The sequence below is a fragment of the Methylobacter sp. sgz302048 genome, from assembly GCF_052162025.1.
Lineage (GTDB): Bacteria > Pseudomonadota > Gammaproteobacteria > Methylococcales > Methylomonadaceae > Methylobacter.
The window spans coordinates 2,801,329-2,817,666 of the sequence record NZ_CP197401.1 but is presented as its reverse complement, the minus strand read 5'-3'; the positions used below and the strand labels follow the sequence as shown (position 1 = coordinate 2,817,666).

At 49.6% G+C, this 16,338-nt stretch carries 16 protein-coding genes and 1 riboswitch; of the genes, 9 read left to right on the top strand and 7 right to left on the bottom strand.

Annotation, left to right across the window (positions count from 1 at the left end):
* Positions 1-112: 112 nt before the first annotated feature.
* Genes ACTNE6_RS12840 through rsfS form a run of 3 tightly spaced genes read left to right on the top strand, consistent with a single transcriptional unit; the run spans position 113 to position 2,364 of the window.
* Positions 113-1,369 carry a glutamate-5-semialdehyde dehydrogenase gene (locus tag ACTNE6_RS12840; RefSeq protein ID WP_442497006.1) on the top strand — a complete coding sequence of 419 codons (1,257 nt, stop codon included), beginning with the start codon at positions 113-115 and terminating at the stop codon, positions 1,367-1,369.
* A complete protein-coding gene (gene nadD, locus ACTNE6_RS12835) occupies positions 1,370-1,990 on the top strand; it encodes a nicotinate-nucleotide adenylyltransferase (protein ID WP_442497005.1) in 621 nt (206 codons plus the stop codon). It abuts the gene before it with no gap.
* 32 nt (positions 1,991-2,022) lie between these two features.
* The gene (gene rsfS / locus ACTNE6_RS12830; RefSeq protein WP_194968400.1) at positions 2,023-2,364 is read left to right on the top strand and encodes a ribosome silencing factor; all 342 of its coding nucleotides are present in this window, start codon (positions 2,023-2,025) and stop codon (positions 2,362-2,364) included.
* A 62-nt stretch (positions 2,365-2,426) separates the two neighbouring features.
* Here rsfS and ACTNE6_RS12825 read toward each other — a convergent pair whose 3' ends face one another.
* Together ACTNE6_RS12825 and ACTNE6_RS12820 are read right to left on the bottom strand one after the other, a co-directional pair.
* Positions 2,427-2,996, bottom strand: a complete 570-nt coding sequence (locus ACTNE6_RS12825; RefSeq protein ID WP_442497004.1) for a hypothetical protein — start codon at positions 2,994-2,996, stop codon at positions 2,427-2,429.
* 44 nt (positions 2,997-3,040) lie between these two features.
* Complete coding sequence (locus ACTNE6_RS12820; protein WP_442497003.1) at positions 3,041-4,879, bottom strand: TonB-dependent receptor domain-containing protein; 1,839 nt, start codon at positions 4,877-4,879, stop codon at positions 3,041-3,043.
* 105 nt (positions 4,880-4,984) lie between these two features.
* A riboswitch (cobalamin riboswitch) is annotated at positions 4,985-5,191 on the bottom strand.
* A 313-nt stretch (positions 5,192-5,504) separates the two neighbouring features.
* Here ACTNE6_RS12820 and ACTNE6_RS12815 point away from each other — a divergent pair.
* The gene (locus tag ACTNE6_RS12815; RefSeq protein ID WP_442497002.1) at positions 5,505-6,113 is read left to right on the top strand and encodes a hypothetical protein; all 609 of its coding nucleotides are present in this window, start codon (positions 5,505-5,507) and stop codon (positions 6,111-6,113) included.
* A 122-nt stretch (positions 6,114-6,235) separates the two neighbouring features.
* Here ACTNE6_RS12815 and mutM read toward each other — a convergent pair whose 3' ends face one another.
* From mutM to hflD, 5 genes are all read right to left on the bottom strand, one after another.
* Positions 6,236-7,051 carry a bifunctional DNA-formamidopyrimidine glycosylase/DNA-(apurinic or apyrimidinic site) lyase gene (gene mutM / locus ACTNE6_RS12810; RefSeq protein ID WP_442497001.1) on the bottom strand — a complete coding sequence of 272 codons (816 nt, stop codon included), beginning with the start codon at positions 7,049-7,051 and terminating at the stop codon, positions 6,236-6,238.
* Between the two features lie 94 nt (positions 7,052-7,145).
* Entirely contained in the window at positions 7,146-8,492 is a 1,347-nt protein-coding gene (locus ACTNE6_RS12805) for a GldG family protein (protein ID WP_442497000.1), read from the bottom strand.
* A complete protein-coding gene (locus ACTNE6_RS12800) occupies positions 8,489-9,241 on the bottom strand; it encodes an ABC transporter permease subunit (RefSeq protein ID WP_194968394.1) in 753 nt (250 codons plus the stop codon). The genes ACTNE6_RS12805 and ACTNE6_RS12800 overlap by 4 nt, the downstream gene beginning before the upstream one ends.
* Positions 9,238-10,173: an ABC transporter ATP-binding protein gene (locus ACTNE6_RS12795; RefSeq protein ID WP_442496999.1), complete on the bottom strand. Its 936-nt coding sequence runs from the start codon at positions 10,171-10,173 to the stop codon at positions 9,238-9,240. Before ACTNE6_RS12795 ends, ACTNE6_RS12800 begins: the two co-directional genes overlap by 4 nt.
* 8 nt (positions 10,174-10,181) lie before the next feature.
* Positions 10,182-10,805, bottom strand: a complete 624-nt coding sequence (hflD, locus tag ACTNE6_RS12790) for a high frequency lysogenization protein HflD (protein ID WP_194968392.1) — start codon at positions 10,803-10,805, stop codon at positions 10,182-10,184.
* Positions 10,806-11,421: 616 nt separating this feature from the next.
* Here hflD and ACTNE6_RS12785 point away from each other — a divergent pair.
* From ACTNE6_RS12785 to ACTNE6_RS12765, 5 genes are all read left to right on the top strand, one after another.
* Positions 11,422-11,631: a heavy-metal-associated domain-containing protein gene (locus tag ACTNE6_RS12785; RefSeq protein ID WP_194968391.1), complete on the top strand. Its 210-nt coding sequence runs from the start codon at positions 11,422-11,424 to the stop codon at positions 11,629-11,631.
* 48 nt (positions 11,632-11,679) lie between these two features.
* Positions 11,680-13,935, top strand: coding sequence for a heavy metal translocating P-type ATPase (locus ACTNE6_RS12780; RefSeq protein WP_442496998.1), 2,256 nt, complete (start codon positions 11,680-11,682; stop codon positions 13,933-13,935).
* Positions 13,935-14,438 carry a hypothetical protein gene (locus ACTNE6_RS12775; protein ID WP_442496997.1) on the top strand — a complete coding sequence of 168 codons (504 nt, stop codon included), beginning with the start codon at positions 13,935-13,937 and terminating at the stop codon, positions 14,436-14,438. Before ACTNE6_RS12780 ends, ACTNE6_RS12775 begins: the two co-directional genes overlap by 1 nt.
* Before the next feature lie 117 nt (positions 14,439-14,555).
* Positions 14,556-15,011 carry a hypothetical protein gene (locus ACTNE6_RS12770; RefSeq protein ID WP_442496996.1) on the top strand — a complete coding sequence of 152 codons (456 nt, stop codon included), beginning with the start codon at positions 14,556-14,558 and terminating at the stop codon, positions 15,009-15,011.
* Complete coding sequence (locus ACTNE6_RS12765; protein ID WP_442496995.1) at positions 14,980-16,179, top strand: hypothetical protein; 1,200 nt, start codon at positions 14,980-14,982, stop codon at positions 16,177-16,179. Before ACTNE6_RS12770 ends, ACTNE6_RS12765 begins: the two co-directional genes overlap by 32 nt.
* Positions 16,180-16,338 lie beyond the last annotated feature (159 nt).

The window sequence follows — 16,338 nt, the reverse complement described above, 5'->3', positions numbered from 1 at the left end:
ATATTTAAGTGACTGAAAAGCAAGAAAAAATCTAAGTAATAATGCTTACTGTCAAACCCTGCAGATTCGATTTATAATGGAAAGTTAATTTGGATCCGTTTGAGAGAGAATCATGGACATCAAACAATATATGAGCAGTCTTGGCCTTAAAGCCAGAGCGGCCGGCAGAGAAATCAGCCGGACTGAGTCGGGCAAAAAAAATCTGGCATTGTTAAAGATTGCAGAAGCCATCGATGCTGATCAGGACATGCTGATTGCGGAAAACACCAGGGATTTGGAGGCCGGCAAGCAGAACGGTCTGGATGCGGCATCGCTGGACAGGCTGGCCCTGACGCCGGCACGCATTCAGGCGATGATTGAAGGCTTGAAGCAGGTTGCCGCTTTGCCCGATCCTGTCGGCGAAATCACTGATTTAAGCTATCGGCCCAGCGGCATACAAGTCGGGCAAATGCGCGTGCCTTTGGGTGTGATCGGCATTATTTACGAATCCCGCCCTAACGTAACCGTTGATGCGGCGGCTTTGTGCCTCAAATCGGGCAATGCCTGCATCTTGCGCGGCGGTTCGGAAGCGCTGCATTCCAATCAGGCGATTGCGGCATGTATTTCAAAAGGACTGGCGGCGGCCGGCTTGCCGGTAGAAGCCGTGCAATGCGTTGCAACGGCTGATCGCGCGGCCGTCGGTGAATTGATCACGATGGACCGCTATGTGGACGTGATCGTGCCGCGCGGCGGCAAAAGCCTGATCGAGCGCATTTCCAGGGATGCAACGATTCCTGTCATCAAGCATCTGGACGGCATCTGTCATGTTTATATCGATGACACAGCCGATATCGATAAGGCGGTCAGAATTGCCGTCAACGCCAAAACCCATCGCTACGGCGTTTGCAATGCCATGGAAACATTGCTGGTGGCCGAAGGCATTGCCGCAAAGGTATTGCCGATATTGGCTACAGAATATGGCAATAAAGGCGTGGAACTGCGCGGCTGCCTGAGGACCTGTTCCCTGATTCCCACTTGTAAAAGAGCGACTGAGGAAGACTGGAACACTGAATATCTGGCGCCGATTTTGTCGATCAGGATTGTCGATGGGTTAGATCAGGCTATTGAGCACATCGCCCAATACAGCTCCGGCCACACCGAAGCCATTGTTACGGAAGATTACACGCTGGCCAGACGCTTTCTGAGAGAAGTGGATTCCAGTTCGGTCATGGTCAATGCCTCGACGCGTTTTGCCGACGGCTTTGAATATGGCCTGGGCGCGGAGATCGGCATCAGCACCGATAAGCTGCACGCACGCGGCCCGGTCGGTTTGAAAGGATTGACTTCGCTGAAATACATCGTGCTCGGCGATGGGCATATCCGGCAATAAATGATCGGTATTTTTGGCGGTACGTTCGACCCCGTTCACTACGGGCATTTACGCTCGGCGCTGGAAGTCAAGGAGATCTTCGGACTGACTGAAATCCGCTTGCTGCCCAGCGCCCAGCCGCCTCATCGCGAACAGCCCGTGGCCACAGCGCTGATGCGGGTGCAGATGCTGGAACTGGCCATTAAAAACCAGCCGGGATTTATCATCGATACCCGAGAGCTGGATAGGGCGGGTCACTCTTATATGGTCGATACGCTGAAATCCTTCAGGCAGGAATTCCCAGAGCAGCCGTTATTGCTGTTTATCGGCAGCGATGCGTTTAAAAATCTGGCAACCTGGCATCGATGGCAGCAGTTGTTCGATTATGCCCATATAGTCGTCATGACCCGTCCGGGATTTCAACTGCAGGAACTTGATGGCTATTTTGCGGCCAAAAAGGCCATTGAGATAACAGAGCTGGCGCAAGCATCGGCCGGCAGATTGTTTTTTCAGCCCATCACGCAGCTCGAAATCTCGGCGACGGCCATCAGGAAAATGATTGCGGAAAAACGCAATCCGGGTTTTTTATTGCCTGATGCTGTCATAGAATACATTAAGCAGCATGCGCTTTATGAGAAATAAAGCTTTCATAATTATTTAGTACAGGAATTTGAATGCAGACAGATGAGTTATTACACATTGTCCAGACGGTTTTGGATGAACGCAAAGGGCAATACATCACCACAATAGATGTGCGGGGCAAGACCAGTTTTACCGATTACATGGTTATCGCTACCGGTACTTCCGACCGTCATATACAGTCTTTATGCCAATATGTGTCGGAAAAAGTTCAAGAGAGCGGCTTAAAACCGTTGGGTATTGAAGGCGGGCAGGGTTCTGACTGGGTATTGCTGGATCTGGGCGATGTCATCGTCCATGTGATGACTGCTCAAGCGCGTGAATTTTATCAATTGGAAAAATTGTGGTCGGTTGATCATGCCAAAGAAGCGGGTTGATTTAGCCGAGTAAGAAAATGATCGTCACAGAGGGCCTTTATGCCCTCTGTGGGCAACATCAATTAAATTTCTTTATAGGCTGTCTGCGTATCAGGCATTGATTTGAACAGCTTGATGATTAGGTAGATAGTCAGTCCGTAAACCATGGCGAAGCCTACATAAGGCGGATAATACTTTACTACGCGAGCGAAGTATTGTGCCCATGACAAATCCGTATAACGTCCTGAGAACAGATAGAAACTGCCGTTCGAGATAATGAACGCAGCCGATGCAGCCAGCGTCATCAGGCCGATAGAACTGGCCAGTTCATATGCGTTCAAGGACTTGAATTTCGAGCAGTAGCGGCCCGCTACCCACATGACTGCATAAGTCGGAATCAAAAACACGTAAGCCGGGGATACGCACCAGCTGCTGGTGCCGTTTGCGATAGCGATATAATCGATCAAACCTGCCAACAATAACAAAAAGACGAAAAAGGCTTTCTTGCGATAAAAGCCGGCGAAGAAAAAAACCGCCAGCGATGCGTCGGGCAGATGCAGGACATCGCCGAAGTGATGAAAGCGGGTCAGCGCCATCAATGCAATCAAGGGAATAGGCAAATACTCGACTTGCAGCCATTGTTTCATGTTCATATTGTTATCTCCAAATGGGTTAGTGATTAAGATCCAGCTTGTGGTCAGTTATTATAATGGATAGCCAGGAAGAAGTTTCTATCCGCCGTATTATAAGTATTGATGGTTTGATAATTTTTATCTAGTAAGTTATTGAGCTGCGCGCTCAGCATCCAGTTTTTATTGAAATGATAGGCTGACCGCAGGTCGACGGTTACGTAACCGGCTATTTTCGTTTTATTGCCTATGTCATCGAATCGGTCACCTTGGGCCAGTATGTGCGTGCCCACATCAAGCGATCCGAGCGATTTGGATAGGTCGAATGTCAGGGTTTTCTCGGCGCGTCGCGGCAAGCGGGCATTGGTTTCCCGGTTTTTGGGGCTTAACAGATCGAGGCCCAGTTTGCCGTCCCAGCCCAGCCACTGCTTGCTGATTTCAACTTCAATACCGTCGATTTGCGCTTTGCCGATGTTTTCCGCGCTGAATTGAAATGTGACCGGATTCGTGACCGGCGTGATCAGGTTGTCGATGTTGGTATGATAGGCCCGCACTTCCCATTGCAGCCAGTGGTCGCCGGCAAGCCCCGCTTCGAACGAGGTCGATTTTTCCGGTTTCAGGTTGGCATTGCCATAATTCGGAAAATAAAGATCGTTGAACGTCGGCGCCTTGAAAGCATTGCCAAAGCTGGCAAAAGGGCTGATGCCGAAGTCTGAGTTATAGCGCCAGCCGAAATTGCCGGTGACATAATCGCCGAAAGCCTCATTTTCATCCCAGCGCAACGAGGCATTGACAAAGTGATTATCCAGCACGCGGCTGTGCAACTCCGTGAACACGCCGACATCATAACGGGACTTTTCCTTATAAGACGTTGTGCTGTCCACTTCATCGACGCGGTAATCCGTACCGGCAATCAATTGATGGTTATCAGATAAGGTGAAATTATTCAGCCAGGTGGTGTTCCAGCGCGTCGTGTTGAAACGGCTGGTGAATGAACCGTCGGGCGCAAACTGGTCGCTGTCATCGCGGCTTTGGCCTAAACGTAATGTTGATCGCCAGTCCTCCATAAAATCCATGCTGGCGGAGGCGCCGACAACCTGGTCGACGAATTTGGTTTTATTCTGGGCGTTGCCATCATATTCGTTTTTGCCTTCGGCACGCATGAAAAACGCTTCTACTTCGGCGTTATTGTCGAAGCGGTGGCCAAGCCGCGCATTCAAGCCTGTGTTGCGGTAGCCGTCTTTGTCGGGCTGATCGAAACCGAAACGCCCCGGAATCGGTTCACGGTTATTAAAGCCCTGAGAGTTGAAATGCGATGCGCCCAGGCTGTACCAGCTGTTTTTCCATTTGCCGCTGACCGTGCCGGAAGTCTTAATTGTATCGTATGACCCGCCGCCGGCGTCCAGCGTGAAACCGGGCTTTTCTTCCTGACTGCCTTTGCGCGTAAAAATCTGGATGACGCCGCCTATCGCTTCCGAGCCGTACAGGCTCGATTGCGGCCCTTTGATGATCTCCACGCGTTCGATCTGGTCGATGGGAATAAACTGAAACGGTGTCGTGCCTAAAGTTGCCGAGCCGACTTTAATGCCGTCGATCAGGACCAGCACATGATCGGAATTGGTGCCGCGCATGTACACGCTGGTATTTTGGCCGTAGCCGCTTTGTGCCATATCGATGCCGGTCGTGTTTCTTAATAATTCCGGCAGGGTTTTGGATTGAAGACGTTCGATATCGGTCCGCGTATAAATTGTTGATGCAGCCGCCAACTGGTCTTTCGGCGTTTCCGTTCGTGTGGCCGTTATGACCATTTCGGGTAAATTGAGTGAATTGTCGGCCTGCGTTTCCCGAGCCTGTAACGGGCTGTTAAAACCGGCCAGCACTAATGAACCGACTATGAATTTTTGCATGTGTCCTCTGCGCCGCCCGCGCATCAAGGTTGTGTGTAATTACAACGGAGGACAAAAGAAGACGACAGGGATGTGCGGTCTTTTTCGTAGACAGCCCTCCGCTGTACCGAATTAAACTTTCGGGCCGGTCTCCGGGCTTATAAGTGGCATGGGCCTGAATCGTCACCTTCCCGTGCATGACACAGTGGCATTTTAACGATTCTTTTACTTATCTACCGTTGCGGGGGCAGCGTCGGCTTTGGCAGGACCTGACCGACTTCCCGTTTAATCATCAGGTAAAAACCTGACAGAACCTGAAAGCAGGCGGCAATTATAAGGGGTAACAGGGATAAAGCAAATTAATGCTGACTGCATATGCCTCAAGCAATTGGTATTGGAGAGAGTATGCAATGGTCCGGTTTGAAGCAGACCGTAGTTTACGTATTTTCTAAGTCTGATGATCAGGCTCAAGGAACGCAGTATTTATTGTGAAAAATTACACTGCTTATTGTGAAAAATTACATTGTTGATCGAAATCTATAAAGGATAAGATTCTGTTTGAGATAGATTGAAATATCTCTGCTTTAGCATGCTCTATATTATAAATTCCTCATTCAATCCAAATTTAAACTTCAGGAGGCAGATAATGCGTCTAAATTTAGCCATAATCGCGGCTTTGCTACCGATCCATCTCGTCTTTGCAGCAGATAATCCCGTGTTGCAGGGCGATTCATTGGCAATCTCTCATGTCGATACGCCTGAGCAGGTCGGGCAATATCGGGATGCCAGGTTTCAACGGAATGAAAAAGACGGTACCTGGACATTGTCAGGCATGACAGAAACCCAATTGGCGACAGTAGAAAAAGTCGAAGTAATCAAAATTCGCTCTCGTCCTGTGCAAGTATTTCTAAAGGTGAGCGGCTATCTTCCTAACCCCTGTTATCAATTGGAGCAAGCCGGCCAACGCTACGAGCCTGTCTTCGGCATACCGGAAGCCAATCTGCCGGCGGGACGATTCGAAGTGGCGCTGGGGCTTGTTCCGCTGCAAACTTTTGCCGTGTGCGCTCAGGTCATCGAGCCGTTCGAACGCACTATTCCTCTGCCTGTTTACGGGCTGAGTCAAGGGACTTACGAATTTGATGTCAATGGTATTACTGGATCATTTCGGTTAAATACTGATAACAATCTGCCGGTTTTTTACGGCTCGAAAGACAGCCCCATCCGTGTATTGGACGGCATCGTTCCCTCTAAATAATCAGCAGGCAACGATCAGCTTTAACCAATAAATTCGAAGTGAGTGGAATTCAGAATGGCTTTTACGCAGGTTTTTTTGAATTCCGCCGCTTAATCTGCGGGCTAGTGAGACGGATTATCGCTCTACCGCTGGCAGTCACTGCAAAATACCGTTGACCGGTTGGCTAGTCTGATTTCCTTTAAAATCTGTTGGCATCGGGTGCAAGGCTGTCCGACGCGCCCGTAGACATTGAGTTGTTGCTGAAAATAACCCGGCTTTCCGGCTTCATTGACGAAATCGCGCAACGTCGTGCCGCCTTGTTCAATAGCCTGGCGCAAGATCACTTGAATACAGCCGGCCAGTTTCTGATAGCGGGACAAGGCGATTTTTCCTGCCTGGCGTGCAGGGTGTATGCCAGCCATGAATAAGGCTTCATTGGCGTAGATGTTGCCGACGCCGACGACAATGTGGCTGTCCATAATGAATGATTTGATGGGTGTTTTCTTGTTTCTGGACAGATCATAGAGAAGATCGCCGCTGAAATCCTCCAGCAGCGGTTCGGGGCCCAAATCTTTGAGCAAGGGATGCTGTTCGGCCGGTTCCGTCGTCCACAACACCGCGCCGAACCGACGCGGATCATTGAAGCGCAGGATGATTTCGTCCGCGAAAATAAAGTCGATATGGTCGTGCTTGCCGGCCGTCTGGCTGTCGGAGATGATCCGCAAACTGCCGGACATGCCCAAATGCAGCAGCAGCGTGCCGGCATCGGTCGCAAGCAACAGATATTTCGCTCTTCTGGAAACCGTCTGTATGCGCAGGCCTTTCAAGGTTTGCTCGAGATTTTCCGGTACGGACCAGCGCAGCCTGGGCTGGCGGATAATGACGCGTTTGACGGTTTGCCCTTCAATATAAGGCGTTATGCCGCGTCGGGTCGTTTCAACTTCGGGTAATTCAGGCATGAAAGTAAAGCTAAAGCATTATAGGGAGTTGTATTTTATTTATTAAAGCATAAGACTACGAAGAATACAGAAGACGCGAAGCTTTATTCGGTTTTTACCGCTGTTTGCGTTTGCGCCAGACGAAAAAACCGGAGCCCGCTAGCAATAACGGTATGACAACCAGAAAGCCAAAACCGATGACCGCAACGGAGGTTTCCGTTAACTGCAGGGTTTTATCGGTAGCGGTCTTGGCCGGGATGTCGATAAACTGGTCTTCATGGATCAGCCAGTTGACGATTCTAAGGCCCATGTCCAGATTGCCGACATTGCCGATATAGGCATTGGACAAAAAGTCGCCGTCGCCGACAACGACGATGCGTTGCTGGTTTTTTCCATTGACGGTGCGCGTCAATGCATAGGCTACGGGCAACGGGCCTTGTTTTTCGTCGCTGTCGGCATCAAAACGGACCTCTCCGTTGATAGGGCCGGTTTCTGTCCAGGATTGCTGCGCGCTGTCGAATAGGGCTTCAGCTTGGAAATTCGACTCCGCATCCATCTCCAGCGCCGCGGCCGCAGGATAGATCGTCGTGGTTTGAAAGCCTTGGGTAACGGCGTGTTGCGCATATTCCGCGACAAGGACAAAGCTCGGATCGGTAATGCCGTAAAGCTTGGTGCTGCCGTCCATAATGGCGCCTGGCAATCGGTGTATGCCCAGGCGCTGTTCCAATATCTCCAGATGCTTGGCGTCAGGATCGGTCAGCACGAGCAGATTGCCGCCTTGTTCTACGTAGCGATGGATAATCTCGATTTCATTGGTCAGCAGCGGCACGGCCGGGGCAGTCATAACCAGCAGGGCAGAGTTGTCGGGTATGGCTGGCAGCGTGGCCAGGTTAATGGTTTGGGCATTGATCTTGCGCCGGGCCAATTCCTTGCCGAACTGCTCTAGATCAAAATTGGCTTGTCCGTCAATGGCGCGCTCGCCGTGGCCGGTCAGGAAGGTGATCCAGCGCTCGTGGGCATTGGCCAATTGCAGCAGGGCATTGGTCAATGATGATTCATCAACAAAGGTTATTTTCTCGGTACGGCCCTGATAATCGACCAGAATGGCGCCGGCCGCGCCGATATTCAGTTCGCGTGTTTTCTCCGGCTGCGCGTCAGGATCTATAAAAGCAAGGCTTAGGTTGGGTTTATGCCGTTTGTAACGATCAATCAGTTGCGCAATCTGACTGCGTATTGGTTGATCCGCTTTCATGTAAACCGTGATGGCTATTGGGTCCGGCATGGAGGCGAGCAGTCTGATGGAAGCGGGCGATAGCGTGTTGCCGGCATTGGCGGTTATGTCTGCTTCCAGCGTATAGCGGTTGCTTAACCAAGCCAGTCCGCCGATGGCGCTCAATAAGACCAGCGTCAGAAACAGGTTTTTCAAGCGTATCCGCTGGTGTATGCGTTGGGATATCTTCATTTTTGTAAACGGTCGTTATCGAGTCTGCGAATGCTGAGCAGGATGAATGTGCCGGTAACTAGCAGAAAATAGCTGATATCGGCGCTGCTGATCAGGCCGGTTTGAATGTTCTGAAAGTGTCTCAGCAGAGACAGGTATTCAAACAATTCGCTGCGCTGGTCTTCAATGCCCGTGGTCCAGTCTATGAGCCACAGCACCAATAACAGGCCGAATGTGCCCAGGGCGGCGACAGTCGGATGGCCGGCCAGACAGGATACAAAAAGGCCGATGGCGGCGAAAGTCGAAACCAGCAGCAATAATGCCAGCATGTTGGCGAATAATTTGCCGAAATCTAGTTCGCCGCCCGCCAGCAGGGATAACGGCATCAATGCGGTCAGCAGGATAATCAGCAATAACAGGCCGAGCGTGCCCAGATACTTGCCGATGATGATATCGCCGTTGGAAACAGGCGCGGAAAGCAGCAATGACAGGGTTTTGTTTCGGCGTTCCTCGCAGATCAGCCGCATGGTCAACAAGGGAGTCGCCAGTAACAGGATGATGGCCGCGTTGCCGAACAACGGCGTGACGACAATATCGGTCAGCCCCGGCGCCCCTTCAATAGCGGTCAGCTTAGGTTGGAGCATGGTGAAGGTTTCAACCTGGGATAAGAATAAAAAAGCCAGGATAAATTGCAGGATAGCCAATATCGTCCAGGCCATCGGCGATAAAAACAGGGTTTTAAACTCACGCGCAGCAATAGCTAGAATCATAAATCGATCTGTTTCGGCTCTTGGGTCAGGGTAATAAAAATATCTTCCATCGATTGCTTTACGGGTGTCAGTTCTTGCAAACCCCATCCCGAGGCGATAATGGTCTCGGCAATTCGCTCAACGGTGTTGTCGGTCATGCTGTGATGGATTTTGATCTGATGTTCGGTTATTTTGTCTATGGATGTCACGCCGGGCAATGTCAATAATACGCCTACATTAGGCTCAAGACGCGTAGCGACCCGCAACGTGCCCGTATTCATTTGCCGGTTAAGTCCGGCGATGGTTTCATTCAGAATCAGCCGTCCCTGATGGATGATTTGTACATGTGAGCAGGATTCCTGCACTTCGGTCAGAATATGTGTCGACAGAATGACCCCATGATCCTGGCCCAGCTCTCGGATCAATTCACGGATTTCACGGATCTGTATAGGGTCGAGGCCAACGGTCGGCTCATCCAGTATGATGATTTCCGGGTTGTGCAGGATAGCCTGGGCGATACCGGCCCGCTGTTGAAAACCTTTTGACAGATTGGTAATCAGCCGGTCGGCGACATCGCCAAGGCCGCAGCGCTCCTTGGCCTTATCGACAGCCTGCCTGATCGAATGCCGCGGGACGCCATGCAGTTGCGCACAGTAATGCAAATATTCCTGCACGCTCAGTTCGCGGTAGAGAGGCGGTGTATCGGGTAAATAGCCCAGGCTCTGCTTGGCTGGTCTGGGTTGATCGAGCAGATCAAAACCGTTAATTTTAATCTGGCCGGCGCTGGGCGCCAGATTGCCGCACAGCATCTGCATGGTTGTGGTTTTGCCGGCGCCGTTGGGTCCCAGAAAACCCAGAACTTCGCCTTTGGACAGGGTAAAACTGACATCATGAACGGCGCAATGCTTGCCGTAATAGCGATACAAATGCTCGGCTTCTATAAGAGTTGTCATGTTGGCGGTTAAACTTGTTTCAGCAGGCTTGCCAGTTCGGTTTGAATTTTTTTGCGGAAAAACAGAAATTTCCAACGGGTGCCGCCGCATTGTTTCCATAATATGGCCGAGCGAATGCCTGCCAGCAGCAATGCGCGTATTTTATTGACTATGTCGGGCCGGGATATATAGGCCGGATTGCCATTGACCATGATTCTCGGCTGCAGGGTGCTGATGGTGCTGTGGTATATCTCGCCAAGGTTGGCCAGTACATTTTCATGCATCGGTTCGAAATGCCCGCTTTGGATCTGGGCTTTTTCCACGCCGTTTCGTATGGCCTTGATCATGTCCGGACGGCTGGACAGTTGCTTCTCCAGAAAAACCAGGGACGCGGAATAACGCGCCTGTTCAGGGTTGACAATTTTATAACCGGTCATTTGCTCATTAAGTTGTTCAAGCCCTAGTTTTACACCGGACAGACCGCCATAAACATCGGAAACGCTATCGGAATCGATTTTTAAAATACTGGTAATGCTGGCTTCCATGGCGGCGGCATCGGCCGTGCCGGTTGTTGCCAGTTGTTGAACCAGCGCCGCTGCTTGCGCAATGCCGGCAAGCGCAATAGTTTGGTTGGTAATCGTGTTTAATTGCATGGTTATTTATCGATGTGGAAGCCGGGCAGTTTATATCAAAGATGATGTTGCTCAGAACATCTTTTGCCCAGTTGATACTTAGATATAGGTTTTGCTAAAAAACTTTAGATCCAGATCATGAAAAGCCATGGTCTGGCCGAAATGTTCCAGTCATTATAGTTGATAATGCATTGCTGCACTTCTCCGGTTGGCTCTTCGCCCGTTAATATGGCCGAAGTCATGCCGCACGTCAATGCTGACTGGGCAAGCGCTTCTTTATTGCAATACGTCCGATACTGCCCAGGCTGGACAATATATTAATTTGAAAAAGGGTTTGGTCTGTTCGATAAGGACATTACAATTAGTATATTTACCTAGCGTTTTAATTCTTTTAATCCAAGGTAAGAAACTAAATTTTGAATATTGGAACAAAATTTATTGTTTGAATCAAAAAGCCGGCTGATAAGGTAGACTTGAAGCTTTGATTTTCAGCGGGAATAATATATTTCCCTGTTAATATGATCAGGATAAATAGCAAAGCAAACGAACATATTGGAACGGTCAATTTACATCATGCTTATCGGCTGCCAGTCGAGTATGATATTAAAGATGAAAAGTATTATTTAAGGAGAGCGAAATGACTGAATCAGTAACATTAACTGTCACCGGCATGAAATGCGGTGGTTGCGAATCGAATGTAACAAACAAGCTGAAGGCTGTCGAAGGTGTTTTATCGGTTAAAGCATCCGCCAAAGATAATGAAGTCAGCGTTGAATATGACGCTGAAAAAACGGATCTGGATGCGATTGAGGAAGCCATTACTGAAGCAGGCTTTAGCGTAGAGTAGCGGTAGCTGTTATTAGTGGATAAACATCTTTATCAGGCCGGGTAATTTATGAACGCGCAAGTGACTTCTAATATGACAGAGAAAGAATTGCGGCTGTCAATTCTGGGCATGCGCTGCGCGGGCTGCGTGAGTGCTGTTGAGAGTGCTTTGGCAGCGGTAGACGGCGTGACATCGGTCAGCGTTAATTTTGCCGATCACTCGGCAATGGTGAAAGGGCAGGCCGATCCCGACGTTTTAACGCGGGCTGCCAGGGAAGCCGGTTATGACGCAGCGGTGATGGAGGGTCTCGAAGATATAACCGAGCAGGAAGAACTGGAACTGCAACGCTACCGGAATCTGATGAAGAAAGCAGCCGTGTCCGCAGTTATCGGCCTGCCGCTCATGCTCGGCGATCATTTCGGCTGGCTGCCGGAAATCGGTTCGGCGACAGGGCAGTGGTTCTGGCCGGAAGTCGCGCTGATTACCTTTGCTATCCTGTTTTATTCGGGCGGCCATTTCTTCAGTGGCGCCATCAAGCTGTTACGTTTGGGCCAGGCCAATATGGATACGCTGATCGCATTAGGTACGGGCTCGGCGTGGCTTTATTCCACCATCATAATCGACTATTCCGACACGCTGCCTTCTCTGGCTCAACATGCTTACTTTGAAGCGGCTGTGGTCATTCTGGCCTTTATCAATCTCGGGTCCGCGCTGGAAATGCGGGCAAGGGGCAAGACCTCCGGCGCCATTCGCCAGTTAATCGGTCTACAGCCGCGTACGGCGCGCGTGATCAGAAATGGCGTGGAAACGGATATTCCCATTGAGCAGGTGGGACTGGGCGAAACCTTGAGAGTAAGGCCCGGCGAAAAAATCGCGGTGGACGGCGTACTGCTTGAAGGGCATTCCACTGTTGATGAATCCATGTTGACAGGCGAGCCGCTGCCGGTAGAAAAAATAGCTGGGTCAGAGGTTGCCGCCGGCACAATAAACCAGAACGGCAGCTTCCTGTTCAAAGCAACGCGCATTGGCCGCGATACCGCATTGGCACAAATCATTAAAAGCGTGCGTCAGGCGCAGAGCAGCAAACCTGAAATCGCCCGCTTAGCGGACAAGATCTCGGCTGTTTTTGTGCCGTCAGTGGTCGCACTTTCACTGATGACGTTCTTGATCTGGTACGCATGGGGGCCTGAACCCGCATTGGGTTACGCCTTCGTGACATCCATGACGGTTCTGGTTATTGCCTGTCCGTGCGCGCTGGGGTTGGCGACGCCCATTTCGGTCATGGTCGCAGTCGGCAGAGCCGCCCAATCAGGGATTTTGATTCGCAATGGCGAGGCATTGCAGACGGCAGGCAAGCTGACCTGTATAGTCCTTGATAAAACTGGCACCGTGACTGAGGGCAAACCCGTTGTTTCAGCTATTGAACCGATAGGCGATTACAGCGACGAGGTGATCTTGCGATGGGCTGCAAGCCTTGAAGCAGGCTCTGAGCATCCGTTGGCGGCAGCTATTTTATCAGCCGCGGAAGAAAGAAAGCTCAAGCTGGAAAAAGCCAGAAAGTTTGAGGCGGTTATAGGGCATGGCGTAGCGGCGCAGCTTAATGAACAGTCCGTACTGTTCGGCAACAGGGCCTTGATGGATCAGAAAGGTATTAAATATTCCAGGCATAATAGCAAGCTGGAAAAGCTTGCAGCGTTGGGTCAGACGCCGATGCTGTTGGCAGTGGATCAGAAAGTCGTCGGCATTATCGCCGTTTCCGACCCTATTAAGGCAGATTCGGCGGAAGCTGTACGGCTTATGAAAAGCCAGGGCATCCGTCTGATAATGGTGACGGGCGACAATGAAGTCACAGCCCAGGCCATTGCGCGCCAGGCAGGCATTTCTGAAGTGAGGGCTCAGGTATTGCCGCAGGATAAGGCGGCGGTGGTGAAAGCGTTGCAGCAGCAAGGGGAAATCGTCGGCATGGTCGGCGACGGCATTAATGATGCGCCTGCATTGGCTCAGGCCGATGTCGGGCTGGCTATCGGTACCGGTACCGATGTCGCGATTGAGAGCGCCGATGTGGTAATTTTGCAGGGTTCGTTATTGAAAGTGCCTGAAGCTGTCGAATTGTCCAAAGCCACTTTGGTCAATATAAAACAGAATCTGCTAGGCGCTTTTTTCTATAATACAATCAGTATTCCTGTCGCGGCAGGCCTGCTATATCCGCTATTTGGAATTTTATTGAATCCGATGATTGCAGGCGCAGCAATGGCTATGTCTTCTGTGACTGTGGTTTCAAACGCCAACCGTTTGCGTTGGACAAAGTTCAGTGAGAGTAAATAATGAAATACATGTTTCAATTTGCCATTGTTGCGATGCTGCTGCTTTTAGGCGGTTGCGGCGAGTCATCAAATGATAAGGGGGGGGCTGCTGGAAATTATTCCCGTATTGAGGGAATTGTCACAGATAGAGACGGGCCGATAACCAGTGGTAAGGTTATAATCAAGGATAAAAATGGCGCCGCAATAACCTTGGTAACACTTAACGGAGACTCCAGATACTCGGCGGATATTCCGGCTAATACCGCTTATCCGGTTTTTCTAGAAATTGAGGGGCACGATGAATTATTGGAAGCAGTAGTCCTCGACCCTATGGCAGTGAAGCAAGATATCACCCCCATGTCTTCATTAGTGGTGCGCTCAGCACGAGATCTGGGCGGCGTAACCAAAGAAAACATGGCCAGAGCAGCGATCAACGCAATTTCACAAAGCAAAACGGCTAGCGGCAAAAACACGACAGCCGGTTTCAAGGGCGATCCTACTAAGCAATATGGGGGCTGGCATTAGACCTTGGCGTACGGACTTTTTGTTTTTAGTGTTAGAAGTGAGAATAGGTAGCTGCAAACACTAGAATCAGAGTTGGTAAACGCGTCTATAGAGGCTCATGCGGTTAGATAGAAATTAATGGAACTTTTTACGTTGCATCCGTATGTCTATGAAAAACTCACCAGTTTCATAAAAGTCGGCATTATCGTCTCGGCAATCGGTAGTTCCTCGGTCAATGCGGCTGAAATAGTTGTCAATCAAACAGTACCCTCAAAGCAATATACGCTGGCAGATGCGCGCGCCATCTTTATGATGCGGCAACGATTCTGGCCTAATGGCGAGCAAATAAAGGTCTTTACTCTATCTGACACTGACCTCCTGCATAAGGATTTCGTTAAAAATAATCTTGATATGTTTCCTCATCAACTCAGGAGGATATGGGACAGAATGCTTTTTTCAGGGACAGGCGCGACACCCGTTCAGTTGGATTCAGAACAGGAAATGATTGATAAAATAGCGAATACCCCTTATGCAATCGGGTATTTAAATAGCAGGCCGGACAATGAAAAAATACGCTTGTTTGAATACCAATAACGGCATCTTGTTGTTGGGCGTATTCTGCGTGTCCGGCATCGTACAAGCCGGTATTATGCCGGATGAAATTGAGTTTCATGGTTTTTTAACGCAGGGCTTTTTTCATTCATCCGACAATAATATTTTTGGGCAAAGTGACGATGGCATCAGTCCCGGATTGACCGAAATAGGTTTGAATGGCTCCTATCAACCGCTTGATCGATTAAGGTTTACGGCTCAAGGTCTATATCGACGCAATGGCGATTTGGACCGGGGCAGCGTAAACCTTGATTATGGCCTGGTTGACATAGCGTTGTTGAATTATGAGAGCGGCAGGGTCGGCATGCGCGCCGGCCGGATTAAGACACCGTTCGGTTTATATAATGAAACTCGGGATGTCTCTTTTACGCATCCGACTATATTATTGCCTCAGGGAATCTATTTCGAACGTTCACGCTCGCTATTGGTATCTTCGGATGGCGGCTCACTTTACGCTGAACAGCGCACGCTCTATGGAGATTTTTCCGTCAAGCTTAATGTCGGGATTCCGTTAGGGAATAACAGCGAGATACGGTCATCTATACTCGGTCCTGATGCTAAAGGCGAGTTTCAGTCGAAGCCGGCTGTTGCTGCGCAGCTTAATTATGAGATTAATGGTGGAGAATATATTTTTGCTGTGAGTTACGGAAGTATTGACCTTGAATATCAGCCTGCAGCGGGCGAGACGTTATTAAACGGTGAGGCGTATATTCAGTCATTAGTGTTTTCTGCTCAATATAATGGTGAAAAATTCTCGTTAACAGGCGAATTTGACCACCGTTGGAACAATATCAGTGACTTTGGAAATTCTCTTCCAGATTCTAAATCGATTACGGAAAGTTGGTATATTCAGGGGGGATATCAGATTTTGCCGCAGTTGCAAGCGAATGTTCGTTATGATGTTATTTATAACGATATAGATGATAAGCATGGGCAACGCTTTGCTAATAGCAGATTGCCCAATCATATTGCCTATGCTAATGATTGGATGTTTGGTCTGCGCTGGGACCCGGCAGCATCGTGGATGTTAAGAGCAGAATATCATAGCGTTCATGGTACGGCCTGGTTGCCTCTGGCGGATAATCCCGTCACCAGTTCGCTTATTCAGGATTGGGATTTGTATGGATTGCAATTATCGTTCAGGTTTTAGTTAAGCAGATGCATATCAAGGGAATCTTTTTTAGTTTGAGATGGAAGTTAGCTATTCTGTTTGGTAGTGTCTTTTTGATATTGCATAGCGTTTTTTCCTATTTTTCCTATCTGGAAGCTATAGATAATTTTGAGATAGGCCGAAAAAAAATTCAAAATA